Annotated in this window: 20 protein-coding genes and 1 pseudogene; 12 read left to right on the forward strand and 9 right to left on the reverse strand. The window is 71.1% G+C overall.

Translation table 11 applies throughout. The features are described 5' to 3' along the window. Nucleotides 1-9 precede the first annotated feature (9 nt). Both JJQ90_RS05645 and JJQ90_RS05650 read left to right on the forward strand, forming a co-directional pair. On the forward strand, nucleotides 10-198 hold the full coding sequence (locus JJQ90_RS05645; protein WP_216873466.1) for a hypothetical protein: 189 nt from the start codon (nucleotides 10-12) through the stop codon (nucleotides 196-198). Continuing rightward, nucleotides 195-1586: an amidase gene (locus JJQ90_RS05650; protein WP_216873467.1), complete on the forward strand. Its 1392-nt coding sequence runs from the start codon at nucleotides 195-197 to the stop codon at nucleotides 1584-1586. Before JJQ90_RS05645 ends, JJQ90_RS05650 begins: the two co-directional genes overlap by 4 nt. Here the strand turns inward: JJQ90_RS05650 and JJQ90_RS05655 are convergent. Continuing rightward, nucleotides 1583-2665, reverse strand: a complete 1083-nt coding sequence (locus JJQ90_RS05655) for a DUF2125 domain-containing protein (protein WP_216873468.1) — start codon at nucleotides 2663-2665, stop codon at nucleotides 1583-1585. The genes JJQ90_RS05650 and JJQ90_RS05655 overlap by 4 nt on opposite strands. Nucleotides 2666-2705: 40 nt before the next feature. Here JJQ90_RS05655 and JJQ90_RS05660 point away from each other — a divergent pair, with 40 nt between their 5' ends. Continuing rightward, nucleotides 2706-3317 carry a gamma-glutamylcyclotransferase gene (locus JJQ90_RS05660; RefSeq protein WP_329959378.1) on the forward strand — a complete coding sequence of 204 codons (612 nt, stop codon included), beginning with the start codon at nucleotides 2706-2708 and terminating at the stop codon, nucleotides 3315-3317. 454 nt (nucleotides 3318-3771) lie between these two features. Then, a complete protein-coding gene (locus tag JJQ90_RS05665; protein WP_230410348.1) occupies nucleotides 3772-5292 on the forward strand; it encodes a phospholipase D-like domain-containing protein in 1521 nt (506 codons plus the stop codon). A gap of 12 nt (nucleotides 5293-5304) precedes the next feature. On the opposite strand, the gene JJQ90_RS05670 is transcribed toward JJQ90_RS05665, so the two are convergent. Both JJQ90_RS05670 and JJQ90_RS05675 read right to left on the reverse strand, forming a co-directional pair. Beyond that, the gene (locus JJQ90_RS05670; RefSeq protein WP_216873469.1) at nucleotides 5305-6267 is read right to left on the reverse strand and encodes a Bug family tripartite tricarboxylate transporter substrate binding protein; all 963 of its coding nucleotides are present in this window, start codon (nucleotides 6265-6267) and stop codon (nucleotides 5305-5307) included. Then, entirely contained in the window at nucleotides 6264-7208 is a 945-nt protein-coding gene (locus tag JJQ90_RS05675; RefSeq protein WP_216873470.1) for a methyltransferase domain-containing protein, read from the reverse strand. Before JJQ90_RS05675 ends, JJQ90_RS05670 begins: the two co-directional genes overlap by 4 nt. Nucleotides 7209-7345: 137 nt before the next feature. Between JJQ90_RS05675 and JJQ90_RS05680 the strand changes: the two genes are divergently transcribed. Next, nucleotides 7346-9226 (forward strand): AI-2E family transporter, encoded by a 1881-nt coding sequence (locus JJQ90_RS05680; protein ID WP_216873471.1) that lies wholly within the window; start codon nucleotides 7346-7348, stop codon nucleotides 9224-9226. Nucleotides 9227-9234: 8 nt separating this feature from the next. Here the strand turns inward: JJQ90_RS05680 and JJQ90_RS05685 are convergent, their stop codons facing one another. The 3 genes from JJQ90_RS05685 to JJQ90_RS05695 all read right to left on the reverse strand — a co-directional run bounded on the left by JJQ90_RS05685 (nucleotide 9235) and on the right by JJQ90_RS05695 (nucleotide 12254). After that, the gene (locus JJQ90_RS05685) at nucleotides 9235-10455 is read right to left on the reverse strand and encodes a hypothetical protein (RefSeq protein WP_216873472.1); all 1221 of its coding nucleotides are present in this window, start codon (nucleotides 10453-10455) and stop codon (nucleotides 9235-9237) included. Further along, the gene (locus JJQ90_RS05690; protein ID WP_216873473.1) at nucleotides 10452-11414 is read right to left on the reverse strand and encodes a metal ABC transporter solute-binding protein, Zn/Mn family; all 963 of its coding nucleotides are present in this window, start codon (nucleotides 11412-11414) and stop codon (nucleotides 10452-10454) included. Before JJQ90_RS05690 ends, JJQ90_RS05685 begins: the two co-directional genes overlap by 4 nt. Before the next feature lie 87 nt (nucleotides 11415-11501). Beyond that, on the reverse strand, nucleotides 11502-12254 hold the full coding sequence (locus JJQ90_RS05695) for a hypothetical protein (protein ID WP_216873474.1): 753 nt from the start codon (nucleotides 12252-12254) through the stop codon (nucleotides 11502-11504). Nucleotides 12255-12370: 116 nt separating this feature from the next. Here JJQ90_RS05695 and pip point away from each other — a divergent pair, with 116 nt between their 5' ends. After that, complete coding sequence (gene pip, locus JJQ90_RS05700; protein ID WP_216873475.1) at nucleotides 12371-13321, forward strand: prolyl aminopeptidase; 951 nt, start codon at nucleotides 12371-12373, stop codon at nucleotides 13319-13321. 239 nt (nucleotides 13322-13560) lie between these two features. Here pip and JJQ90_RS05705 read toward each other — a convergent pair whose 3' ends face one another. Both JJQ90_RS05705 and JJQ90_RS05710 read right to left on the reverse strand, forming a co-directional pair. After that, the gene (locus tag JJQ90_RS05705; protein WP_216873476.1) at nucleotides 13561-14187 is read right to left on the reverse strand and encodes an HAD family hydrolase; all 627 of its coding nucleotides are present in this window, start codon (nucleotides 14185-14187) and stop codon (nucleotides 13561-13563) included. Next, complete coding sequence (locus JJQ90_RS05710) at nucleotides 14184-15869, reverse strand: glycosyltransferase family 4 protein (protein WP_216873477.1); 1686 nt, start codon at nucleotides 15867-15869, stop codon at nucleotides 14184-14186. Before JJQ90_RS05710 ends, JJQ90_RS05705 begins: the two co-directional genes overlap by 4 nt. 109 nt (nucleotides 15870-15978) lie before the next feature. Here JJQ90_RS05710 and zapE point away from each other — a divergent pair, with 109 nt between their 5' ends. Further along, the gene (zapE, locus tag JJQ90_RS05715; RefSeq protein WP_216873478.1) at nucleotides 15979-17142 is read left to right on the forward strand and encodes a cell division protein ZapE; all 1164 of its coding nucleotides are present in this window, start codon (nucleotides 15979-15981) and stop codon (nucleotides 17140-17142) included. A gap of 124 nt (nucleotides 17143-17266) precedes the next feature. On the opposite strand, the gene JJQ90_RS05720 is transcribed toward zapE, so the two are convergent. Continuing rightward, a complete protein-coding gene (locus JJQ90_RS05720) occupies nucleotides 17267-17692 on the reverse strand; it encodes a hypothetical protein (RefSeq protein ID WP_216873479.1) in 426 nt (141 codons plus the stop codon). On the opposite strand from JJQ90_RS05720, the gene JJQ90_RS05725 reads away from it, so the two are divergent. The 5 genes and pseudogenes from JJQ90_RS05725 to JJQ90_RS05745 all read left to right on the forward strand — a co-directional run bounded on the left by JJQ90_RS05725 (nucleotide 17679) and on the right by JJQ90_RS05745 (nucleotide 24283). Then, a complete protein-coding gene (locus tag JJQ90_RS05725) occupies nucleotides 17679-17912 on the forward strand; it encodes a hypothetical protein (protein WP_216873480.1) in 234 nt (77 codons plus the stop codon). The two genes, JJQ90_RS05720 and JJQ90_RS05725, sit on opposite strands and share 14 nt — an antisense overlap. Before the next feature lie 225 nt (nucleotides 17913-18137). After that, on the forward strand, nucleotides 18138-19091 hold the full coding sequence (gene mdh / locus JJQ90_RS05730) for a malate dehydrogenase (protein WP_216873481.1): 954 nt from the start codon (nucleotides 18138-18140) through the stop codon (nucleotides 19089-19091). Nucleotides 19092-19179: 88 nt separating this feature from the next. Further along, nucleotides 19180-20376, forward strand: a pseudogene (gene sucC, locus JJQ90_RS05735) (ADP-forming succinate--CoA ligase subunit beta); the annotation flags it as partial. Nucleotides 20377-20380: 4 nt separating this feature from the next. Continuing rightward, nucleotides 20381-21277 (forward strand): succinate--CoA ligase subunit alpha, encoded by an 897-nt coding sequence (sucD, locus tag JJQ90_RS05740; protein ID WP_216873483.1) that lies wholly within the window; start codon nucleotides 20381-20383, stop codon nucleotides 21275-21277. Between the two features lie 114 nt (nucleotides 21278-21391). Beyond that, nucleotides 21392-24283, forward strand: coding sequence for a 2-oxoglutarate dehydrogenase E1 component (locus tag JJQ90_RS05745; RefSeq protein ID WP_216873484.1), 2892 nt, complete (start codon nucleotides 21392-21394; stop codon nucleotides 24281-24283). The last annotated feature ends 19 nt before the right edge of the window (nucleotides 24284-24302 follow it).

Below are 24302 nucleotides of genomic sequence, written 5' to 3' on the forward strand. Positions count from 1 at the left end.
ATGCCCGCCATGCCGGAGCCGCTGCCCGAAGTGCTGTTCGACGCCATGATGGCCCGCGCCGGCATCCAACTGACGCCGGAGGAGCGCGCCAGCGTGCACCGCGCCTCCCGCCACCTCGCCGCCGCGCTGGAAAGGCTGCGGCCGCAGCCGGATGTGGCGCTGGAACCCGCCACGATCTTCCAGGCGGCCCGGCCATGAGCACGGGCCTGCCCCTGTCGATCGCCGAGGCGGCGCGGCAGATCGCGGCGAAGCGGCTGTCCCCGGTGGAACTGGCCGGGATGTCCCTGGCCGCCGCCGAAAGCCGCAACCCGACCCTGCACGCCTTCATCCGCCTGACGCCGGACCTCGCCCGCGCCCAGGCGAAGGCGGCCGAGGCGCGGCAGATGGCGGGCGACCTAAAGGGGCCGCTGGACGGCATCCCCGTCGGCCACAAGGATATCTACGAGACCGCCGGAATCCCCACCACGGCGCATTCCCGCATCCTGGAGGACCATGTCCCCACCCGTGACGCCGCCGCGGTGCGGGACTGGGCGGCGGCGGGCACGGTCACCATCGGCAAGACGGCGACGCATGAATTCGCCTGGGGTGGCCCCTCCTTCGACCTGCCCTGGCCGCCCGCCCGCAATCCCTGGAATCCCGCCCATTTCACCGGCGGGTCCTCCACCGGCAGCGCGGCGGCCCTGGCGGCCGGCATCGTGCTGGGCGCCACGGGCAGCGACACCGGCGGGTCCATCCGCGGCCCGGCCGGGCTCTGCGGCCTGGCCGGCATCAAGCCGACCTACGGGCTGTGCAGCCGCGCCGGCGTGCTGCCTTTGGCGCATAGCCTGGACACGGCGGGCCCCTTGGCCTGGACGGTGGAGGATTGCGCCCTGCTGCTGCAGGCGATGGCCGGCCATGATCCGGCCGACCCCTCCTCCGCCGATCGCCCGGCGCCCGACCTTCTCACCGGGCTGAACGATGGCCTGCGCGGCCTGCGCATCGGCATCGTCCGGCACTTCCACGAGACCGACCTGAAGGCCAGCCCCGCCGTCCGCGCCGGCGTGGACCACATGGCCGAGGTGCTGCGCGCCGAGGGTGCCGAAATCCGGGAGGTGACGCTGCCGCCGCTGGCGGAATTCCACGCGGCCGGCTGGCTGATCCTGATGTCGGAGGCGCATGCCGTGCATGAGCCCTGGCTCCGCAGCCGCTTCCGCGACTATGGCGAAATCCTGCGGGAAAGGCTGGCGCTCGCCGCGCTGGTCACGGCGGCGGACTACCTCCAGGCGCAGCGCCGCCGCCGGCAATTGTGCCAGCAGGTCGCGGCGGCGATGGCGGATCTGGACCTGCTGCTGACGGCCGCCCAGCCGGCGGAGGCGCCGCGGATCGAGGATGTTCCGAAATTCGCCAGCCTGGAGACGCCGGGCCTGACCATCCCCTTCAACCTGACCGGCCAGCCCGCGCTGACGGTCTGCACCGGCTTCGGCGCGGGTGGGCTGCCCGTCGGCGCCCAGCTCATCGGCCGGCCCTTCGAGGATGCGATGGTGCTGCGCGCCGGCCACGCCTTCGAACGCGCCACCAACTGGCGGGCGCGGCGCGCAGGGGCTTAACGGGCGGCGCTGGTTCCCGGCCAGTCCAGCGGCGCGAAGCGCATCACCGGGATGCGCGCCACGGCCATGGTCCGGTCCTCGATCGTCAGGGGCACCTCGATCTCCGTGGCGCCGGCCGCCGTGGGGCGGGACATCAGCGGCAGCATGATCCGCGCGGTGCCGGCGGCGCGGCGGCCGACCAGCCCGGCATCGGACAGCGCCTGAAGCGCTGGCCCGGCGCCGGTCAGGCGGAGGGAGCCGGCGCCGGTCGGCTGCAGCCCCGCATCCAGCGCGAGCGTCGCGGCCGCATGCAGCTCTGCCGGCCCCCAGCGCAGCGTCAGGCTGCGCAGTTCCAGCACGCCGCCGCCATCACGCCAGGCTTCCGCCCGCTGCGCCGGCACGCGGCCACCCGGCACCGGCCCGCTGAGCGCGGCATCCGCGGCGAAGGTCTCGATGCGGCGACCGAAGGGGCCGAGGGCGTCGGCCGGCATGGGCAGGTCCACCGCCTCCGCCACCAGAGAGAATGCCAGGGCCGGCTCGCCCTCCGTCGCGGTGGAGGAGTTGGCGAGGGCGAGGTTGGCGCGCGCCACCTCCATCGGGCCGGCGGGGGTGGAAAGCCGCAGCCGCTCGGCCAGCAGCAGCGCCTCCCGCGGCGGGGTGTCGCGCTCCAGCGGCACCAGCGCCACCAGCTCATCCGCCGCGAAGCGCCATTCGCCGCCGGCGATGCGCAGGCGCTGGGCGCCGGGCATCTCCACCCGCAGGCGGTGCAGCCAGGGCAGGGTGACGCGCAGCACCACCCGCTCCGCCTCCAGCACCATGCCGCCCGGCAGGGTGGCGCTGCCGCCCTCCAGCCGCACGGCGCCCAAGGTGAGCGTGGCGGAAAAGGGCCAGCCGCCGCGTTGCGGGGCGGCGTGGTCCACACGCCAGCCCTGGGCGCGGCGGATCTGCACCCAGGTGGCCAGCCCAGCCTCAAGCTGACTGGCCATCACCCGCCAGAGCACGGCATGGCCGGCGCCGAGGAGAAGCAGCAGCACCACCACGCCGAGGGCGAGGCGTTGGCCGAGCGGGCGGCGCCGTCGCGGGGCGGCGGGGGGCTTCATGTCCATGATACGGGGCGCTATAGCCCGAACGCGTCCCCCCGTGCAGGCACCCCCTTCCATTCTCCCCATCGCGCCCGAACCGCCGCCGCTGCATCAGGGCGCCATGTGGGTCTTCGGCTATGGCTCGCTGATCTGGCGGCCCGGCTTCGACCATGCCGGCTGCCATCCGGCGCTGCTGCCCGGCTTCCATCGCCGCTTCTGCCTGTGGTCGCACCGCTATCGCGGCACGCCGGAGGCGCCCGGCCTGGTGCTGGGGCTGGATCGCGGCGGCGCCTGCCGGGGCGTGGTGTTCCGCGTGCCCGGCGCGGCGGCGGCGGAGGTGCTGCGCTACCTGGACGATCGTGAACTGCCTGATGGGTCGGAGGTGGTCTATCACCGCCGCGTGCTGCCGGTGCGCTGCCTGGACCAGCCGGGGCGGCCCGTGGTGCCGGCGGTGACCTATGTGGCCAATCGCGGCTGCCGGCTGTATGTGCGCGGCCTGGCGGAAGCCGCCGCGGCCCGGGCCATTGCCCAGGGCGTGGGGCAGATGGGTCCGAACCGTGACTATCTGCTGAACACTCTGAGCCATCTGGCGGCCATGGGGGTGCGGGATCGCGGCCTGTCGCGCATCGCCGCCCTGCTGCCCGAGGTGCCGGCGCCGCTTCCGGATTGAGCAGGTGCCCGCCCCGAATCCGGTCAATTTGTGCGGCGCGAGACCGATTTAATCCACCGCCGCCGCCCATCATACGCCTGCACGGGGCCTCGCCTGCCCGGCGACCTGACCTGCAAAAGGCTCGCGGAGGCCCGATTCTAAAATACGTTGTTTTTTCAAAGACTTGCCAAAGTGGCCGCGTGACCGCATTGACGTTCGATCAATGGTTTGCAACGGGAAAGAGACAGGCGGTGGCAGCAGCGGCGCGGAGCGGCCTGCAATCCGCCCCTGTCAACCCACAGATTTATCCACAGGCCCTGACATCCCCTCGACCCCGCTTTGACTCGGCGCCAGCAGCGGCGCGGCCCCGTAACCGTCACGGGAACCTTCACCCCACCGCTGCGCTGCAGCGCGTGCCAGGATGGCATCGTCCGCAACGGCGTCCCGGCCAGGACGCGGCATCGCAGCAGGGGAGATGATGGAGGCCGAGCTCGCACAAAACCACTCGCCGGCAGGCGACGGCGCCACGGGCCTGTTGCGGCCGGGTGAGAATTGCTGGCGTATCGAACGTGCCCGTCGGGCGACGGTCGTCGTCGACGCGGCGGATTACTTCCGGGCGGCACGCGCCGCGATGCTGGCGGCGCGACGCCGAATCCTGCTGATCGGCTGGGACTTCGATGCCAGGATCGAGCTCATCCCGGGCGAGGACTCGCCCGATGCGCCGCGGCGGCTGGGCGATTTCATCCTCTGGCTGGTCAAGCGCCGGCCGGAACTGGAGATCTGCCTGCTGCACTGGGACCTCGGCGCGCTGAAGGCCCTGTTCCGCGGCACCACCATCCTCACCTTGCTGCGCTGGAAGGCGCATCCGCGCATCACATCCCGGCTGGACAGCCGGCATCCGCCCGCCGGCTCCCACCACCAGAAGATCGTGGTGATCGACGATGCCATCGCGTTCTGCGGCGGCATCGACATGACCGCGCATCGCTGGGACACCAGCGACCACGCCGATGCGGAGCCGCGCCGCACCGACCCGGGTGGCCATGCCTACCAGCCCTGGCACGACGCCACCATGGCGTTCGACGGCCCCGCGGCGGCGGCGCTCGGCGAACTGGCCCGGGACCGGTGGGCGCGGGCCGGCGGCCAGCCGCTCGCCCCGCTCGACGTCGCGGAGGATGGCTGGCCCGAGGATCTGCCCGTGCAGTTCCGCGACATCGATCTGGGCATCGCCCGCAGCAGGCCGGAAATGCCCGACTGCCCGGCCGTCGGGGAGATCGAGCGGCTCTATCTGGACCTGATCGCCAGCGCCCGGCGGATGATCTATGCCGAAAGCCAGTACTTCGCCTCCCGCCGCATCGCCGAGGCGATCGCCCGGCGGCTGGAGGAGGCGGACGGGCCGGAGATCGTGCTGGTGAACCCGGACTCGGCGCAGGGCTGGCTGGAGCCCATCGCCATGGATTCCGCCCGGGCCCGGCTGCGAGAGGCGTTGCGCCGCATTGATACACATGGCCGCTTCCGCATCTACCATCCGGTGACGGCGGGCGGGCAGCCGATCTATGTGCATGCCAAGATCCTGGTGATCGACGACCAGGTGCTCCGCGTCGGCTCCTCCAATTTCAACAACCGCTCGCTGCGGCTCGACACCGAATGCGACGTGGTGATCGACGCTGGGCTGCACGCCAATGCGGCGCTGCGCCCCGCCATCGCCGGGGTGCGGGACGGGCTGCTGGCGGAGCATCTGGGCAGTACCCCGGCGGAGGTGGCGGCGACGCTGGCGCGCAGCGGATCGCTGATACAGACCATCGAATCGCTGCGCCGCCCCGGCCGGACCCTGGTGGCCTATGAGACGCCGGACCTCAGCGCGGTGGAGGCCTGGCTGGCGGATCATGAGGTGCTGGACCCGGAAGGGCCGGAGGAGATGTTCGAGGCGATCGCGAAGCGCGGCCTGTTCCGCCGCTTCAGCCGCCTGCGCCGGCACCGCCCCCCGCCGCCGGGCTGACGGGCCGGAGGTTCAGCCGGTGAGGCGGATGCCCATCTGCCGGATCAGCGGCCCCCAGCTCGCGCGTTCCGCCGCCAGCATGGCGTCGAATGCCGCCGGGCCGCTGGCCATGGCGCCGATGCCTCCGGCGTTGAGGCGGGTCAGCACCGCCGGATCGGCCAGGGCGGCAGACAGGGCGGCGGCGAGGCGGTCCACCGTCGGCTGCGGCGTGGCGGCGGGCACCACCAGCCCCTGCCAGGCCTCCACCACATAGCCCTCCATCCCGGCCTCCACCGCCGTCGGCACATCGGGCAATGCCGGAAAACGTTGGGCGGAGCCGATCGCCAAAGCGCGCAGCCGGCCCTCACGGATCTGGGGCAGCGCGGCGGCCGTATCCAGCATGGCGAAGCCGATGCGTCCGGCCATCAGGTCGGTCAGCACGGCGCTGCCGCCGCGATAGGGGATGTGGGTCGCCTCCGTCGCGCCGGCCTGGCGCAGCAGCCGCGCCCCGGCCAGATGCTGCGGCGATCCGACACCGGAGGAGCCATAGCTCAGCCCCGCCAGGCCCCGCAGCCCGGCCAGGTCGCGCAGATTGCTGTCCGCCGGCACCAGCGCCAGAAGCTGGAACCGCGCCAGCCCGCCAATCGCCCGGAAATCCCGCACCGGGTCATAGGGCAGCCGGTCATGCAGGAAGGGATTGAAGACCAGGATGCCATTGTCGCCGGTGAACAGCGTATGGCCATCCGGCGCCGCCCGGGCGGCCAGCTCGCTGGCCAGCAGCGCGCCGCCGCCCGGCCGGTTCTCCACCACCACCGGCTGGCCCAGCGTGCCGGCCATGGATTGCGCCAGCAGCCGCGCGATGAGGTCGGAGCCGCCGCCGGGCGGATAGCCCAGGATCCAGCGCAGCGGCCGTTCGGGCGCCCAGGCCGGCTGTGCGGAAGCGCCGGTTGCAAGGAGCAAGGCGGGGGTGGCGAGCAGCAGGCGGCGTGGGATCATCTCGGTCGCACCTCGATGGCGGCGTGGCAGATTCGGTCATCCTCCGGCGCCCGGTCCAGCGTCGGATGCGCGCCCCCCGGCGGCAGCAGCGGCATTTGCCAGACCAGGCGCTCCGGCACCGTGGCGGCAAAGCCGGCGGCCTGGAAGGCGGCAAGGAATTGCGACAGGCCGAGCTGGTTGCAGTAGAGCCCGGCGCGCGCCACCGACCGCCCTTCCCAGAACCCCGGCCCGAAGGCCAGATGGCGCAGCCGGCCGCCGAGATGGTCGTGGAAATCCACCGCATGCAGGCCGAGGCTTCCCGGCGCCGCCACCCGGCGCAGCGCCGCCAGCAACGGGGCGAGATCCGCCTTGCGCACATGTTCCAGTGCGACCTCGGAGAAGGTGAGGTCCACCGAAGCCTCCGGCACCTCCGCCAGCCGCGCCGCGCCGCCGACCAGCAGGCGCGCATGGCAGGCGGCCAGCACCTCCTCCCGGTTCGCGCAGCCGGACAGGTCCGGCGGCGTCAGCCCGGCCTGGCGCGCGGCTTCCGCCGCCGCGCGATAGGGGGCGAGGTCGCGTGGCGCCGCATCCTCCACATCCAGGTACCAGATCGGGCCGAGGCCGAGGGCGGCGGCAATGGGCGCGCGAAGCACCATGGCGCCGGGGCCAACTTCCAGCACGGCACGCGGCGGCCGCCCGGCCAGGGCCTCGAAACGCCGCGCCCGCCAGGACAGCGGGTGCACCAGCCGCACGGGGTCCAGCGCATCGAAGGAATGGCGGCGCAGGCCGAGCCGGCGCCAGGCCTCGGGTGGCACCGGCAGGGCGCCGAGCACCAGCTTCACGCCGAGCTTCAGCCACCAGGGCACCGGCGCGCCGGCGGCATAGCCCGGGGGAACCGGAACCTCCTGTGACGGGTTCGGCACGGATGGTGCGCAGGGGGTGGCGTCGGTCTGGGGTGGCATTTTGATTCCGCGGGGGTCCGGCGCAGGCTACCGGAAAGCGGCGCCGGGCGGAAACCGGTCGCTCCTGCTGAAATACGATGAACCGAACCGGTGCGACGGCGTTCCGGATGCGACATCGCCCCAAGGACCGACCACCCATGCCCGAATTCCCGTCCGCGCATCGCGGCGTGCGCGCCGCGGGGGTGCCGCAGAGCGGCGCCGCCATCGCCCAGGCGGCGCTGGTGGTGGTCGCCGTGCTGTATTTCGCGCGCGACCTGCTGGTGCCGCTGGCGCTGGCGGTGCTGCTGTCCTTCGTGCTGGCGCCGATCGCGCGCGCGCTGCGGCGCGTCGGCATTCCGCGCCTGGCGGGCGTGCTGGCGGCCGTGCTCGCGGCCGTGGCGGTGATCGGCTTCCTCGGCCTGGTCATGGGCCGGCAGCTCGCCGAACTGGCGGGCGATATTCCGATCTACCAGTATGAGCTGTCGCGCAAATTCGCATCCCTGAACGCCAGTGGCGGGCTGCTGGAACGGGCGCAGGAGATGCTGCGCGGCCTGGCCGCCGGGGCGGAACGCGCAGCGGCACCCTCTCCCCCGCCGATGATCGGCGGCGACGCTGTGCGGCCGCTGCCGGTCGAAGTCCGGATGCCCGACCCCAAGCCCTTCGAATTGCTGCAGAGCGTGCTGGAGCCGTTGCTCTATCCGCTGGCGACCTTCGGGATCGTCGTGGTGCTGGTGATCTTCATCCTGCTGTATCGCGAGGATCTGCGCGACCGGGTGATCCGCCTGGTCGGCGCCGGCGACCTGCACCGCACCATGGCGGCGATGGATGACGCGGCCTATCGCCTGTCCCGCTTCTTCCTGGCGCAGACGGCGATGAACGCCGCCTATGGTGTGTTCATCACCATCGCGCTGATGCTGATCGGCGTGCCGCAGCCCATGCTCTGGGGCATCGTCGCGGGGCTGATGCGCTTCGTGCCCTTCGTCGGCACCATCGTCGCCATCGCCTTCCCGCTGCTGCTGGCGCTGGCCGTCGATCCCGGCTGGTCCATCCCGCTGATGGTCCTGGTGCTGTTCGCGATCAGCGAAGGGCTGATGGGCCAGGTGTTCGAGCCGCTGGTCTTCGGCCATTCCACCGGCCTGTCACCCATCGCGGTGATCGCCGCGGCGACCTTCTGGACCTGGCTCTGGGGGCCGATCGGGCTGCTGGTCGCCGTGCCGCTGACGGTCTGCCTGGTGGTGCTGGGGCGGCATGTGGAGCGCTTCGAATTCCTGGAGGTCGCGCTGGGGGACAGGCCACCGCTCGATCCCCCTGAAACCTTCTACCAGCGTGCGCTGGCCGGTGATGCCGATGCGCTGGGCGAGCAGGCGGAAGTGGCGCTGCGCGAGAAGCGGCTGTCCGACTACTACGACACGGTGGCGCTGCCGGCATTGGCGCTGGCGCAGGGTGACGCGCTGCGCGGCAGCTTCGCGCCGGAACGGCTGGCGGCCCTGCGCGGCTGCATCGGCACGCTGGTGGAAGATCTGGAGGAGGAGGCGGAGGATGACCTGCCGCCCGACTCGCCGATCGCCGAGCCCGATCACGCCGATGGCCCGCCCGCCGCGAAGGTGGCGGAGCCGCCGGAATCGCTGGTACCGCCCGGATCGGTGATCTGCATGGCCGGGCGCGGCCCCTTCGACACGGCCGCCGCCGGGATCCTGGCGCAGGTGCTGCGCAAGCGGGGCATCGGCGCCGTCGCCGCCCCGGTGGAGCTGGTGCGCGGCGGCGATCTGACGGGCATTCCGGCGGAATCGGTGCGGCAGGCCTGGCTCTGCACGCTGGAAGGCGGCGCATCCACCGCGGCCTCCCGATACCTGCTGCGCCGTCTGCGCCGCCGTTTCCCGGAGGCGAAGGTGGCCGCGCTGGTGGTGGGTGCCGGCCTGGACGGCCGGCTGCCCGAGGCGCTGCGCGGCGAAGGTGCCACGGCGGTGGAGGGCCGGGTTGCGGATGCGGCCCGTGCGGCGCCGCGACTGGCGGCGCCGACGGTGGCGGCGGCGAAGTAGCGGCCGGATCAGAAGCCGCGCCAGCCCAGCCGCATCAGCACGGCGTGGCTGGTGCCGAGGCCGCCCACCTCCTCCCGCGCGTAGCGGCCATATTGGTAGCCGGCATCGATGCTGAAGTTGTAGGGCAGGTCGGTGCCGATGGAGGCTTCGACGTAGTTCTCCGTCGGCACTGCCTCGACGCTGCGTTTCCGCTGGTCGCGCTGCCAGGCCAGCGTGCCGCGCCATTCGCCGATGCGGTGCTGCACGCCCAGCGTGGTGAAGCTGCGGCGTTCGCGGATGCTGGTGTCGAGCATGGTCTCGACCTCGTCACCCGTATCGGGGTCGAAGCCCAGCAGCGTGACCTCGGTGCGCGGCCGGGCGGCGGCGTTGCGGAACTGCACCCCCTCGGCGAAGAACAGCGTGCGCTGGGTCGGGGACCAGCGCTGTTCGTAGCGCAGCGCGGCGGTGTAGCCCCATTCGCGGGCGGTGCCGTCATCCCCCGCGCCGCGCGTCAGCACGCCCAGGTGGTAGGACAGGCCCGGCGCCCATTCGAAACCATCGCCATCCAGCGCCAGCACGGCATTGTCCATCTGCCCGGTATTGCCGGGGCCGCCCTGGGCGCGGGTGTTGCGGTTGAAGCGCTCATAGGCCTCGTCGCAGCAGCGCCGGCGCGTGGCCAGGGTGGAGGACAGGAAGGTCCGGTCCAGGGTGAAGATGGCGGCGGAGATGTCGTGCTCGCCGAAGACCGGGTCGGAGAGGAAGGTGCGGCTGGCGCCGAAACCCAGGCTGTCGGTGATGGCGTTCACCTCATGCGCGCGAATGCGCGTGAGGATACCCGGAAAGTCGTGATGGCCACGGCCGAAGGGGGCGACGAAGCGGCCGGCCTGGAGCGTGGTGTCCGCATCCGGCTTCCATTCCAGGTACAGCGCTTCCAGGAAGGCCGACTGGCGGCGGAAGAAGGTGGTGCCGCCATCCGGCGTGCCGCCCAGCGCATCCCCCTCCCCGATCGGCTCGAAGGCCAGAACGCCCTGGATCGAGAAGCCGGGCGCCAGGTGCAGGCCGGCGGCCAGCTCGCCATAGAGATAGGTGCTGGTGCCGCGCCGGGCGGCGTCCGAGGCGCTGGTGGTGCCCACGGTGTAGAGGCCGATATCGACCTCCTGCGCCAGATGCGGGCGGAAGCCGGCGGCACTGTCCTGGGCCGCGGCGGCGAAGGGCAGCAGGGCGGCGAGCGCCGCGAGAAGCGGCCTCATGCCGCACCTCGCATCGCCGGCACCAGCAGGCCGACATTGTGCCGGAACATGCCCTCATAGGTCGGCGCCGGGCCATCGGGCAGGGACAGCGCATCGGCGAAGAGCCGGCCGCGCACCCGCACCCCGGCCTCCTCCGCCAGGCGGGTCAGGGTGGCGGGGTTGCCCATGTTCTCCAGGAAGACGGCGGTGATGCCCTCCGCCCGGATCTGGCGGATCAGGCGGGCGACATCGGCGGCGCTGGGCTCCGCCTCGGTGGAGATGCCCTGGGGGGCGAGGAAGGTCACGCCATAGGCGGCGCCGAAATAGCCGAAGGCGTCATGGCTGGTGACCACCTTGCGGCGGGCTTCCGGCACGGCGGCGATTTCGGCGCGCACCCAGCCATCCAGCGCTTCCAGCCGCGCGACATAGGCGGCGGTGCCTTCGCGGATCGCCGCCGCCTGGGCCGGCAGGGCGGCTTCCAGCGCGGCTCCGATGGTGCGGGCGTATTGGATGCCGAAGCGCAGATCCTGCCAGGCATGCGGGTCCGGCACCTGGCGCGGGCCGACCGAATGGCTGTGGCGCCGGCCGCCGCCGCCATGGCTGTGCCCATGCCCGTGGTCATGGCCGTCGCTGTCCATCATCCGGGGCGTGATGCCCTGGGTCGTGGTGGCGACGGCGCCGCGATAGCCGGCGGCGCGCAGCATGCGGTCCATCCAGCCGTCGAAACCAAGGCCGTTGCGCACCACCAGGGCCGCGCCGCGCAGCGCCTGGGCGTCCGAAGGCCGGGGGGAGAAGCTGTGCGCATCCACATTCGGCCCGGCGATGGCGCGCAGCCGCACCCGGTCGCCGGCGATCTGCGCGACCATGTCGCCGAGGATGGAGAAGGAAGCCACGACCAGCGGGGCCTGTGGCGCGCCTTGCGCGGCGGCGAGGCCAGGCAGCAGCAAGGCAGGCAGTGCGAGAAGGGAACGCCGGCGCATGGGCGCTGTGTCCTACGAAATGTTATAATGTAACTTTATGCGCCAGGGAGCGGACGGGCAAGGCCCTTGCCCCGCCCCTCGCGCGGGTCAGCCCCGCCCGAACAGCCGCCGCAGCCACCCCAGAAGGCCTTCGCCGCGCGGTGCGACGCGATGATGCGTCACATGCGGCCGGCGGGAGGGCGGCGGCAGGGCGGAGGCGACGGTGTGCCGCCCGATGTCCTGCGCCTGGATCAGCCGCCGCTCCAGCGCCACCACCTGCGCCACCGCCTCCGGCGGTTCGGACAGGGCCAGCGCCTCCGCCGTCGCGCTGGCATCGCCCCAGGCCTCCGCCCGGCGCAGCGCGTCGATCACCCGCACGGTCTGCTCGGCATCGAGCTGCGGCCCGCCACGCCACAGCGCCACGGCATCCAGGCGCCAGGCCCGGGCGAGGTCCTGGCGCCCCAGGTCATCCGCCACCCAGGCCGCCTGAAGCGTCGCCTCCCCGGCCGCATGCAGCGCGCCAGTCTCCTCCAGCACCAGGGCCCAGGCGAGGAAGCGGCGCGCCAAAGGCGGCGTGCCGGATTCCGCCAGCAGCGCCCGGAAGGGTGCGGCGCGCACCGCCTCCGCCGCCGCCGGATGGGCGCGGGTGATGTCGGGCGCGGCATAACCGCAGCCGGGACATTGCTGAAGCCAGCGCGCCATGGTGGAGCGCACCGGCTCCCCCGGCCGCAGGTCCAGGTCCGGCGCCTGTTCGGGCGGCGCGGGGCGAAAAGATGCGTGCCGGCTCTCCGTGCCGCAGACGCCGCAGCGGAGTGCGCTGGCGGTGGCGGAGCGGGAGCCGGCCGAAGGGGTCTCGGCCATGTCACCAAACTAGGGACGAACGGCCCCGGGGCGAAGGGTCCGCGTGCGGGAATCCGCATCGAAGGGCGCAACAACCCTTATGGACTCGGGGCGGGTCGCGCCCTTAAAGGGCAAACATGCCCCGCGGCGACCTCTATCCCGATATTGCCCCCTATGAGACCGGGCTTCTGCCGTTGTCGGCGGGGCACATCATGTATTGGGAACAGGTGGGCCATCCGCGCGGCCAGCCGGCGCTGTTCCTGCATGGCGGGCCGGGTGCCGGGGCGGGCGCCATCCATCGCCGCTTCTTCGACCCCAATCACTGGCGCGTGGTGATCTTCGACCAGCGTGGCGCCGGCCGGTCCCGCCCGCTGGGCGAGCTGCGGGACAACACCACCCCGCATCTGGTCGAGGATATCGAGGCGCTGCGCCGCTTCCTCGGCATCGACAAATGGCTGCTCTTCGGCGGGTCCTGGGGTTCCACCCTGGCGCTGGCCTATGCCCAGGCGCATCCCGATCGCGTCACGGGCTGCGTGCTGCGCGGCGTCTTCCTCGGCCGGGCTTCGGAGGTGGAGTGGTTCCTCTATGGCCTGCGCCGGGTCTTCCCCGATGCCTGGGCCGCCTTCGCCGAGCATGTGTCCCCCGCCGAGCGCGGCGACCTGCTGACCGCCTATCTGACGCGCCTCTGCGACCCCGACCCGATGGTGCATGGCCCGGCGGCGCGGGCCTGGAGCCTGTATGAGGGCTCCTGCTCCACCCTGTTGCCAAGCCCCGAGACGGTGGCGAGCTTCGCCCAGGACCGCAGCGCACTCGGCCTGGCGCGGATCGAGGCGCACTACTTCCGCCACGACCTGTTCCTGCCGTCCGAGGGGCTGCTGGGGAACATGGATAAGATTGCCCATATCCCGGCGGAAATCGTGCAGGGCCGCTACGACATGGTCTGCCCCTGCGACACCGCCTTCGAACTGGCCTCCGCCTGGGCGCGGGCGCGGCTGACGGTGATTCCGGATGCCGGGCATTCGGCGCTGGAGCCGGGGGTGCGGACGGCGCTGGTCAGCGCGGTGGAGCGGTTCCGGCGGCGGGCGTGAGCTGTCCGTTGGCTTCGCGGCATAAGCCGCGGCGCCCATTCGGGCGCTCGGACCGGTCAAGAGACCGGTCCGCTGGTATTATACCAACGGCCGATTTCATCGACCGTTGGTATACCTTTCCAGGCCCTCAGGCGCCGGGCGCCCGCTTTGCGGGCTTGGCTCGCCGCATAAGCGGCGGGCCGCATTCGCGACCTCGGCCGGCTTCACCGGCCGCAGGTCATCCTTTTCGGCCGCTGGTATTACAGATGCCGGGGCAGCTCACGCAGCCCGGCGATGCTGCGCACCCCCTCCGGCAGCCAGGGCGCCGCTTCAGGCACCAGCGCCACCACCTGCATCCCCGCCGCCAGCGCCGCCTGCACCCCCGGCTCGCTGTCCTCCACCACCAGGCAGTGCGCCGGCGGCGTGCCCATGGCGGCGGCGGCGTGCAGGAACAGGCCGGGGTCGGGCTTCCAGGACCCGACCTCATAGGCGCTGAAGATCCGCCCCGCGAAATGCGGCAGCAGGCCGGTGAGGGTCAGGCTCAGCTCGGTCTTGGCGCGCGGCGCGTTGGAGGCGACGCAGAAGGGCAGGTGCAGCGCCTCCACCAGCGCCGTCGCGCCCGCCATCTCCCGCAGCCCGGCGCGCAGTGCCTCCGCCGTGCGGTCGCGCAGGCGCTGTTCGAAATCGGCGGCCAAGGGGCGGCCGAGCATCGCGGTGGCCTCCGCCATGGCCAGGGCCAGGCGCTTGCCGCGGAAGGCCTGCAGGGTCTGTTCGGCCGTCATCTCCAGCCCGGCCTCCAGCAGCGCCTCCGCCAGCACCACGGCGCCGAGCGTCTCGCTGTCCACCAGCGTGCCGTCGCAATCGAAGATGATGGCCTGGATGGTCACGCTGATTCCTCCGCCACGCGCAGAACGTCGATCTTCACCAGCCAGGCCAGCGCCCGGAACAGCCGCGCCGCATATCCCGGCGGCTGGTCCGCGACCAGGGCGCCCGCGCTGGCCGGGCCCGCTTCGAGCTGGGCCAGCACCGCCTGGAAGGTCTCGGCGCCGGGCAGCAGGTCGCGCCGCGCGGCGCCGCCCGGGATGGCGGCGATGGCCAGCAGCCGGGCCAAAGCGGCGGCCGCGTCCGGCAGGCCGGGCGCCAGGCACAGCCGCGTCTCGGGGGTGAGCCGCCGGCTCGGATAGTCGGCGAAGAGCATCGCCGGGTCCGGCCGGCGCGGCACCGGCTCCTCTCCCCGCAGCCGCGCCGCCCTCTCCCCGCGGCCGGACTGGCGCAGCTTCGCCAGTTCCGCCCAGAGCTGCGCGTATTGGCGCATCACCGCCGCCCCGTCATAGGTCGCGATGGCGCGGGCGCGGGCGGCGGTGCCCATGCGGGCGCGCAGTGCGGCATCGCCGATCAGCGCCGCGAAGGCGGCCTCCGCCGCGCCGACATCGACGGCGGTGAACTGCGCCACGCCGGCGATGTAGTGGTCATAGGGCTCGTCGCCCTGGGCGTGACGCTGGGCCAGGTCGGGCATCGCGCCGGCCATCAGGGTCGGGATGCGGAAGCCGGTGACGCCGTGTTCCACCGTGTCGCGCAGCCCGTCCCAGTCGCTGGCGACCACCGGCAGGCCGGCGGCCATCGCCTCCACCGGGGCCAAGCCGAAGCTTTCCTGGATGTTGTCGGAGAGCAGGGTGAAGATATCCGCCGCGGCGCGCAGGGTGGTGCCGGGCTCGGGCCGCTCCACCAGCCGGATCGGCAGCTCCGGCGCCAGCGCCCTGGCGAGTTCGGAGAAGGCCCGGCGCTGCGTGGCATCCGCGAACCAGCCCGACAGGATCAGCACCACCTTCGCGCCGGCGGGCGCGGCGGCGGCGGCGCGGGCCAGCCCCAAAAACATCGGCAGCGGATGCGCCTTGGCGTGGAAGGACAGGCGGCCGTGATGCAGCACGGCGATGTCCTGCGGTGCGATGCCCAGCCGCCGCCGCCATTCCGCCCGCGCCGCCGGGTCCGGCGCCAGGGCTGCCGTGTCGACGCCGAGCGGGATGACCGGCAGGGCCGGCCCCTCCACCCGCGTGGCGCCGAGCCGCCGCGCCAGATAGGCCCCCTCCCCTTGCCAGAGCCTTTGCACTGCCCCGCGCACGGCGGTGGAAGTGCAGACCAGCGCGTCCCAGGGCTGGACGGGCGCGAGCAGCAGCTCCGCCAGGCTGTCCATCGCGGCCTCGGAGGCGATGGTATGGGTGATGCCGACCAGCGAAAGCCCGGCCCCGCCCATCAACCGGCGGCGGCGCCAGGCATATTCCGACAGCTCCGGCCCCGGCAGCATCAGGCAGCCGATCCGGGCGAGTTGCGCGAAATCCGCCTCGGCCAGCGTCTCGGCCGGCACCGCGGCGCCCAGCGCCGCGACCTGGGCGCGAAAGGCGGCGGCATCGGCCGCGCCGCGGGTCAGGGCCACCAGCCGGTCGAACCCCGCATGCCGCACCAGCCCGCCGAGCAGGCCGGCGCCCGCGGCCTGCCGGCCCATCACCTGCGGGCGGCCGTCATCATAGCCGTCGGGGGCATAGAGAAGGGCGGCGGCGGCGGGAATCGGCATGGGCGAAGGCTGCGGAAGCGGCGCTGGCGCGTCAATCGGATCGGCGGCGCATCGGCCGGGACCGGGGCAGGGAATTGCCGGGCGGCGCGGGGCGCGGTATCGCGCGGCGATGAACGATCGGCCGCATTCCGCCGGCGGGGGTCCGCTGCCCACCTACCGTGCCCGCCTGGCAGAGGGCGCGCTGGCCGCCGACCCGGCCCAGGCGCGGGCGGCGGAGGTGCTTCAGGACCTCTGGCGCCGCACCCGGGGCTACGACCCGCATCCGGAGGAGCCCGAGAAGGGCGGCTTCTTCGCCCGCTTCACCCGCCGCAAGCCTGTGGCGGCGGAGGAAGCGCCGGCCGGCACCCCGATGGGCCTCTATCTGGTGGGGGAGGTCGGCCGCGGCAAATCCATGCTGATGGACCTGTTCTTCGAGACGGCGGATGTGGCCCGCAAGCGCCGCATCCATTTCCATCAGTTCATGCAGGATGTGCACCGGCGCATCCATGCCTGGAAGAAGCAGCACGGCGACACGACCGACCCGATCCCGCCGCTGGCCGATACGCTGACGGCGGAGGCCGCGCTGCTCTGCTTCGACGAATTCCAGGTGCATGACATCGCCGATGCGATGATCCTGGGCCGACTGTTCCAGGCGCTGTTCGCCCGCGGCACGGTGGTTGTCGCCACCAGCAACACCGCGCCGGCCGACCTGTTCAAGGGCCGCCCGGGCCGCGACGCCTTCCTCCCCTTCATCGGCCTGATCTCCCGCCGGCTGGAGGTGCTGACGCTGGAGGCGGCGCGGGATTACCGGCGCGACCGGGTCCGGGCGCTGCCGACCTGGCATGTGCCGGCCGATGAGCGGGCGACCCGGGCGCTGGACACGGCCTTCGAGGAATTGACCGGGCAGCCGCATGGCACGCCCACCCGCCTGACCCTGCTCGGCCGGTCACTGGAAGTGCCGCAGGCGGCACGCGGCGTGGCGCGGTTCGACTTCGAGTCGCTCTGCGGCCAGCCGCTGGGTCCGGCCGACTACCTGGCCATCGCCACGCATTTCCACACGCTGGTGCTGGACGGCATCCCGCGCCTGGGGCCGGAGAACTTCGACCGCGCACGGCGCTTCATCACGCTGGTGGATGCGCTGTATGAACATCGGGTGAAGCTTCTGGCCAGCGCCCAGGCGGTGCCGGACCGGCTGCATGAAGAAGGCCATAATGCTGCCATGTTCGCACGGACGGCGAGCCGGCTGAACGAGATGCAAAGCCAGGATTGGCTAGGGCTTCAGCACCTCACGTAACATCCAGAAATGCGCGTTGACAGGCCATGGGGCGATCAGTCTAGTAACGCGCATGGGAGCCCTTCAGGGGTTCGGGGGATGCCACGGCCCTGCTTGGGGCGGGGTCGTGAAGATCGGGGGAATATTATCGCATGCGGATGATCCTGCTTGCCCTGCTATCCGTGCTTGTCTTCGCTCCGCAACCGGCCGATGCCGCCAGGCGTGACGACCGGAGCGGAACGGCGGTGAGCAGAACCAATGCCGCTGCCAGCCCCGCGACCCGCGCCTCCACCCGCGCCACGCCGCGCAGCACGGTTCGCAGCAGCACGGCTGCCCGGACCACGCCGGCGCGCAGCACCACCAGCCGCAGCGCGGCACGCACGACCACCCGCAGCGCGACGCGGACCGCGACGCGCAGCACAGCGCGCACGGTCACCCGCAGCGCGGCGCGGACCACCGCCCGCACGCCGAGCCGGACCGCGTCCCGGACCACCGCCCGCACGCCGAGCCGGACCGCGTCCCGGACCACCGCCCGCACGGCCTCGCGCCAGCAGGCGATGCGCAGCCGCACCGCCAACCGCCAGGTCACGGTGCGCACCGCGCGCCAGGGCACCGTGGTGCGCGGCGCCGCCGCCGCCACCATTTCCCGCGGCAATATGCGCCCCAGCGGGATCGCCGGCTGGCAGGCCGGCCTGCCGGCGGTAACCATGACGCAGCGCGACTGCCCGGTGGGCACCTTCGCCACCCTGGCGCGTGGCCATAGCGACATTGTGCGCTGCATGCCCCTGTAGGGGATGGCGGCCCCCAGCCGGAAGGGTGGGGATTCTGGTTGAATGGGCGGCAATCCGCCCAATTCGATGGCCTTTTCCAGCCCCGGCAAGGCCGTAAGTCATGCAGCCCCGCCTTGCCCGGCTTGCAGGGCGGGAGTAGGAAGCCCCGCAGGGCGTGCCCCCGAGCTTTGAACGGGGGCGCCGTCTTGAAATCCCTGCGAAGCACCACAAGGCAAGGACCGCTGCATGGCCCGCAAGAAGATCGCGCTCATTGGCGCCGGCAACATCGGCGGCACGCTCGCCCATCTCATCGGTCTGAAGGAGCTGGGTGACGTCGTCATGTTCGACGTCTTCCCGGGTGTCGCCGCTGGCAAGGCGCTCGACATCATGCAGTCCGGCCCGGTGGACGGCTTCGACAGCCACATGATCGGCACCGGCGACTATTCCGCCATCGAGGGTGCGGACGTCGTCATCGTCACCGCCGGCTTCCCGCGCATGCCGGGCATGAGCCGCGACGACCTGCTGACCAAGAATGCCGGCGTGATCGGCCAGGTGGCGGAGGGCATCAAGACCTACGCCCCGAACGCCTTCGTCATCTGCATCACCAACCCGCTCGATGTCATGGTCTGGGTGCTCCAGCAGCGCTCCGGCCTGCCGGCGGAGAAGGTGGTCGGCATGGCCGGCGTGCTGGATTCCAGCCGCTTCCGCCTGTTCCTGGCGCAGGAATTCGGCGTGTCGGTCGAGGACGTCACCGCCTTCGTGCTGGGCGGCCATGGCGACACCATGGTGCCGCTGACCCGCTATTCCACCGTCGCCGGCGTCCCCGTTCCCGACCTCATCAAGATGGGCTGGACGACGCAGGAGAAGATCGACGCGATCGTCGCCCGCACGGCCAATGGCGGCGGCGAGATCGTGAAGCTGCTGGAGCGCGGCTCCGCCTTCTACGCCCCGGCCGCCTCCGCCATCGCGATGGCCGAGAGCTACCTGCTGGACAAGAAGCGCGTCCTGCCCTGCGCCGTGAAGCTGAACGGCGAATACGGCCAGGATGACTTCTATGTCGGCGTGCCGGTCGTCATCGGCGCCGGCGGCGTCGAGAAGATCATGGAAGTCGAGTTCACGGCCGAGGAAAAAGCCGCCTTCGACAAGTCCTGCGACGCGGTGAAGAAGCTGATCGCGGACTTCAAGGCGCTCGGCGTCTGAGATCGCCTGCCGGCGGCCCAATGCCTTGAAGGCGTTGGGCCGCCGGCCTGTCTGACGCCCCTCGGGGCGCCCTGCCTGCCGGAGACATCGGATGAACATCCACGAATACCAGGCCAAGGAATTGCTGCGCCGCTACGGCGTGGCGGTGCTCGAGGGCCATGTGGCCTGGACGGCGGATGAAGCCGTGGAAGCGGCGAAGAAGCTGCCCGGCCCCGTCTATGTCGTGAAGTCCCAGATCCATGCCGGTGGCCGCGGCGCCGGCCGCTTCACCAATGACCCGAACGGCAAGGGCGGCGTCCGCGTCGTCAAGTCGATCGAGGCCGTGAAGGAAGCGGCCGAGGCGATGCTCGGCAACGTCCTGGTCACCAAGCAGACCGGCGAGCAGGGCAAGCTGGTGTCCCGGGTGTTCGTCGAAGATGGCTGCGACATCAAGCGGGAGCTGTATCTCGGCCTGCTGATCGACCGCGAGACCAGCCGCGTGACGGTGATGGCCTCCACCGAGGGCGGCATGGAGATCGAGGAGGTGGCCCACGACCACCCCGAGAAGATCCTGAAGGTCGCGATCGACCCGGCCTCGGGCATCTTCCCCTATCACGCCCGCAAGCTCGCCTTCGGCCTCGGCCTTGAGGGCAAGCAGGTCGCGGCCTTCCAGAAGTTCGTCCTCGCGCTGTATGGCGCCTTCCTCGAGCTCGACTGCGCCATCGTCGAAATCAACCCGCTGGTCGTGACCGGCAAGGGCGACATCGTCGCGCTGGACGCCAAGGTGTCCTTCGACGAGAGCGCGCTGTTCCGCCACAAGGACCTCGAGGCGCTGCGCGATGACAGCGAGATGGACCCGAAGGAACTCGACGCGGTCAAGAACGACCTGAACTACGTCGCGCTCGACGGCGAGATCGGCTGCATGGTGAACGGCGCCGGCCTGGCGATGGCCACCATGGACATCATCAAGCTGTACGGCTCCTCCCCCGCCAACTTCCTCGACGTCGGCGGCACCGCCAATGCGGCGCGGGTGACGGAGGCCTTCCGGATCATCACCTCCGACGTCAACGTCAAGGCGATCCTGGTCAACATCTTCGGTGGCATCGCCAAGTGCGACATGATCGCCAACGGCATCGTGGAAGCCTCCAAGAACCTGAAGCTTTCGGTGCCGCTGGTGGTGCGGCTCGAGGGTACGAATGTGGACCTCGGCAAGAAGATCCTTGCGGAGTCCGGGCTGGCGATCATCGCGGCCGACAACCTGGCGGATGCGGCCCAGAAGGTCGTGGCCGCGGTTAAGGGAGCCTGAGCTCATGGCCGTTCTGATCGACGCCAACACCCGCGTCATGACCCAGGGCTTCACGGGCGCCCAGGGCACCTTCCATGCCAGCCAGGGCATCGCCTATGGCAGCACCTATGTCGGCGGCACGACCCCCGGCAAGGGCGGCACCATGCACCCCGAGTTGAACCTGCCGGTGTTCAACACCGTGGTGGAATGCCGGGACGCGACCGGGGCGAATGCCACCGTCATCTACGTGCCCGCCCCCTTCGCGGCGGACGCCATCCTCGAGGCGATCGACGCCGAGATGCCGCTGATCATCTGCATCACGGAGGGCATTCCGGTGCTCGACATGGTGAAGGTGAAGCGCGCGCTGGCCGGTTCCAAGTCGCTGCTGGTCGGGCCGAACTGCCCGGGCGTCATCACGCCGGATGCCTGCAAGATCGGCATCATGCCGGGCCACATCCACCGCCGCGGCTCGGTCGGCATCGTCAGCCGCTCCGGCACCCTGACCTATGAGGCCGTCGCGCAGACCACGGCGGCCGGCCTCGGCCAGTCCTCCTGCGTCGGCATCGGCGGCGACCCGGTGAAGGGCATGGACTTCATCGATGTCCTGAAGCTGTTCCTGGCCGATGACGAGACCCAGTCCATCATCATGATCGGCGAGATCGGCGGCCAGTCCGAAGTGATCGGCGCCGAGTATCTCGCCGAGCACAATTTCGGACCGGGCAAGCCGAACAAGCCGGTGGTGGGCTTCATCGCCGGCGCCACGGCCCCTCCGGGCCGTCGCATGGGTCATGCGGGCGCGGTGATCTCGGGCGGCAACGACACGGCGGAAGCCAAGATGGACGCGATGCGCAAGGCCGGCATCCATGTCGCCGACAGCCCCTCCGCGCTCGGCTCGACCATGGTGAAGGCGCTCAAGAAGTAACGTAACGGTCACCAGGGTCGCGTCAGGCTCTGGTCTCAGGGCCTGACGGCGGCGGGCCTGGTGACCTATGTAGTGGCGGCCCGCCGGCAGAGGCTGGGCGCAACGGAGACGGAAATGGCCGGAGTGGATGTCCTCGCAAGTGCGATGTCGGGCGCGAATGCGACCTACCTCGCCGACCTCTATGCCCGCTGGGCGGAGAAGCCGGACAGCGTCGATCCCTCCTTCGCCGAGCTGTTCGGGGCGCTGAACGACGAAGGCCGCGCGGTGCTGACCGATGCGGTCGGCGCGAGCTGGGCACCGCGCATCCGCGGCGCCTTCGGCCCGGACCCGGAAGCCCCGGCGCCGAAGAAGGGCGACAAACCCGCCCCGGCCGCCGCCGCCGGCACCACCATGGACAAGGCCGCGGCGCAGCGGGCGGTGCTGGATTCCATCCGCGCCCTGATGCTGATCCGCAGCTACCGCGTCCGCGGCCATCTGGAAGCGCAGCTCGATCCGCTCGGCCTGCAGGTGATGAAGCCGCATCCGGAGCTGGACCCCAAGACCTACGGCTTCACCGAAGCCGATATGGATCGCCCGATCTTCCTGGATTTCGTGCTGGGCAAGGAAACCGCGACACTCCGCGAAATCCTCGCCATCTGCCGCGCGAGCTATTGCGGCTCGATCGGCACCGAGTTCATGCACATCCAGGATCCCGAGCAAAAGTCCTGGATTCAGCGGCGGATCGAGGGTGCGCCCTGGGTCAAGGCCTTCGACGGCCAGGCCAAGCGCCAGATCCTGCAGCAGCTGACCGAGGCCGAGGGCTTCGAGGCCTTCTGCGCCAAGAAATACGCCACCACCAAGCGCTTCGGGCTGGAGGGTGGTGAATCCACCATCCCCGCCATCCAGTCGGTCATCGAGGTCGCGGCCGGCCAGGGCGTGAACGAGGTGACGATCGGCATGGCCCATCGCGGCCGGCTGAACGTGCTGGTGAACATCGTGAAGAAGCCCTTCACCGCGGTGTTCAGCGAATTCAAGGGCAGCTCCGCCCATCCCGACGACGTCCAGGGCTCGGGCGACGTGAAGTACCACCTCGGCACCTCGACCGATGTCGAGATCAATGGCCGGATGGTGCATCTGTCGCTCCAGCCGAACCCCTCGCATCTCGAAGCGGTTGACCCGGTGGTCATCGGCAAGGTTCGCGCGCGGCAGGACATGGCAGGCGACACCAAGTCGCGCCGCAGCGTCATGGGCATCACCCTGCATGGCGACGCCGCCTTCGCCGGCCAGGGCCTGGTGTATGAGACGCTGGCGATGAGCCAGCTCATCGGCTACCGCACCGGCGGCACCATCCATATCGTCACCAACAACCAGATCGGCTTCACCACCGTCCCGGCGCATGCCTATTCCGGCCTGTACTGCACGGACGTGGCGAAGAGCATCCAGGTGCCGATCCTGCATGTGAATGGCGACGACGCGGAAGCGGTGGTGTTCTGCGCCCGCATGGCGGCCGAGTTCCGCATGCAGTTCGGCGCCGACTTCGTGCTCGACATCGTCTGCTATCGCCGCCACGGCCATAACGAGACGGACGAGCCGGCCTTCACCCAGCCGCTGATGTACGGCCGCATCAAGGAAATGAAGACGACCCGCACCCTCTATGCCGAGAAGCTCGCGCGCGAGGGTTCGGTCCCGGCCGAGGACTCCAAGGCGGTGCTGGATGCCTTCAACGCGCAGTTGGAGGAGGCCTTCCAGGCCGCCGCCTCCTTCAAGCCGAACAAGGCGGACTGGCTGGAAGGCCATTGGTCCGGCCTGAAGTCGGTCGCGGTGGGCGAGGAAGTCGAGAAGCTGCACGACACCGCCGTCAGCCTGGAGACCCTGCGCGAGGTCGGCGGCGTGCTGTCCCGCGTGCCGGCGGATTTCGGCGCCAATCCGAAGATCCTGCGCCAGCTTGAGGCGAAGCGGCAGGCGATCGAGACCGGCGAGGGCATCGACTGGGCGACCGGCGAGGCGCTGGCCTTCGGCACCCTGCTGCTGGAAGGCCATCGCGTCCGCCTCTCGGGCGAGGATGTGCAGCGCGGCACCTTCAGCCATCGCCACGCCTATCTGATCGACCAGAAGACCCAGGCGGAATACATCCCGCTGAACAACCTGCGCGCGGACCAGCCGAAGTTCGAGGCCTTCAACAGCCTGCTGTCCGAATTCGGCGTGCTGGGCTTCGAATACGGCTACACCCTGGCCGACCCGCGCACCCTGGTGCTGTGGGAAGCCCAGTTCGGCGACTTCGCCAATGGCGCCCAGGTCATCATCGACCAGTTCATCGCCAGCGCGGAGACCAAGTGGCTGCGCATGTCCGGCCTGGTGATGCTGCTGCCGCATGGCTACGAAGGCCAGGGGCCGGAGCATTCCTCCGCCCGGCTGGAGCGCTACCTGCAACTCTGCGCCGAGCGCAACATGCGCGTTGGCAACCTGACGACCCCGGCCAATTACTACCACGCGCTGCGCCGCCAGTTGAAGGCGAACTACCGCAAGCCGCTGGTGCTGATGACGCCGAAGTCGCTGCTGCGCCACAAGCTGGCGGTCTCCCCGCTGGCTGATTTCGGCCCGGGCAGCGCCTTCCAGTACATCATCCCGGAAACCGACGCCCTGGTGGCGGAGGATCAGGTGAAGCGCGTCGTGCTCTGCACCGGCAAGGTCTATTACGACCTGCTGGCGGAGCGGCGGGAGAAGGGTGTGAAGGACGTGGCGATCATCCGCGTCGAGCAGCTCTATCCCTTCGCCAAGACGACGCTGGCGAAGACCCTCGCGCCCTATCGCAACGCCGAAGTGGTCTGGTGCCAGGAGGAGCCCGAGAATATGGGCGCCTGGACCTTCATCGACCGCAAGGTCGAGGGCGTGTTGCGCGAGATCGAGATCAAGGCGAAGCGCCCGACCTATGTCGGCCGCATCGAAGCGGCGAGCCCGGCCACGGGCCTCGCCAAGGTTCACCAGCAGCAGCAGGAAACCCTGGTGCGCGAGGCGCTCGGCCTTTGATGAGCGCTCCACAGGGCAG

The organism is Falsiroseomonas oleicola (genome assembly GCF_019029495.1).
GTDB classification, from domain to species: Bacteria; Pseudomonadota; Alphaproteobacteria; order Acetobacterales; family Acetobacteraceae; genus Falsiroseomonas; species Falsiroseomonas oleicola.

Coding starts and splice junctions, on each gene's coding strand:
- JJQ90_RS05645 (WP_216873466.1), top strand. CDS start 10: ATGCCGGAGCCGCTGCCCGAAGTGCTGTTCGACGCCATGATGGCCCGC.
- JJQ90_RS05650 (WP_216873467.1), top strand. CDS start 195: ATGAGCACGGGCCTGCCCCTGTCGATCGCCGAGGCGGCGCGGCAGATC.
- JJQ90_RS05655 (WP_216873468.1), bottom strand. CDS start 2,665: ATGAAGCCCCCCGCCGCCCCGCGACGGCGCCGCCCGCTCGGCCAACGC.
- JJQ90_RS05665 (WP_230410348.1), top strand. CDS start 3,772: ATGATGGAGGCCGAGCTCGCACAAAACCACTCGCCGGCAGGCGACGGC.
- JJQ90_RS05670 (WP_216873469.1), bottom strand. CDS start 6,267: ATGATCCCACGCCGCCTGCTGCTCGCCACCCCCGCCTTGCTCCTTGCA.
- JJQ90_RS05675 (WP_216873470.1), bottom strand. CDS start 7,208: ATGCCACCCCAGACCGACGCCACCCCCTGCGCACCATCCGTGCCGAAC.
- JJQ90_RS05680 (WP_216873471.1), top strand. CDS start 7,346: ATGCCCGAATTCCCGTCCGCGCATCGCGGCGTGCGCGCCGCGGGGGTG.
- JJQ90_RS05685 (WP_216873472.1), bottom strand. CDS start 10,455: ATGAGGCCGCTTCTCGCGGCGCTCGCCGCCCTGCTGCCCTTCGCCGCC.
- JJQ90_RS05690 (WP_216873473.1), bottom strand. CDS start 11,414: ATGCGCCGGCGTTCCCTTCTCGCACTGCCTGCCTTGCTGCTGCCTGGC.
- JJQ90_RS05695 (WP_216873474.1), bottom strand. CDS start 12,254: ATGGCCGAGACCCCTTCGGCCGGCTCCCGCTCCGCCACCGCCAGCGCA.
- pip (WP_216873475.1), top strand. CDS start 12,371: ATGCCCCGCGGCGACCTCTATCCCGATATTGCCCCCTATGAGACCGGG.
- JJQ90_RS05710 (WP_216873477.1), bottom strand. CDS start 15,869: ATGCCGATTCCCGCCGCCGCCGCCCTTCTCTATGCCCCCGACGGCTAT.
- zapE (WP_216873478.1), top strand. CDS start 15,979: ATGAACGATCGGCCGCATTCCGCCGGCGGGGGTCCGCTGCCCACCTAC.
- JJQ90_RS05725 (WP_216873480.1), top strand. CDS start 17,679: ATGCGCAGCCGCACCGCCAACCGCCAGGTCACGGTGCGCACCGCGCGC.
- mdh (WP_216873481.1), top strand. CDS start 18,138: ATGGCCCGCAAGAAGATCGCGCTCATTGGCGCCGGCAACATCGGCGGC.
- sucD (WP_216873483.1), top strand. CDS start 20,381: ATGGCCGTTCTGATCGACGCCAACACCCGCGTCATGACCCAGGGCTTC.
- JJQ90_RS05745 (WP_216873484.1), top strand. CDS start 21,392: ATGGCCGGAGTGGATGTCCTCGCAAGTGCGATGTCGGGCGCGAATGCG.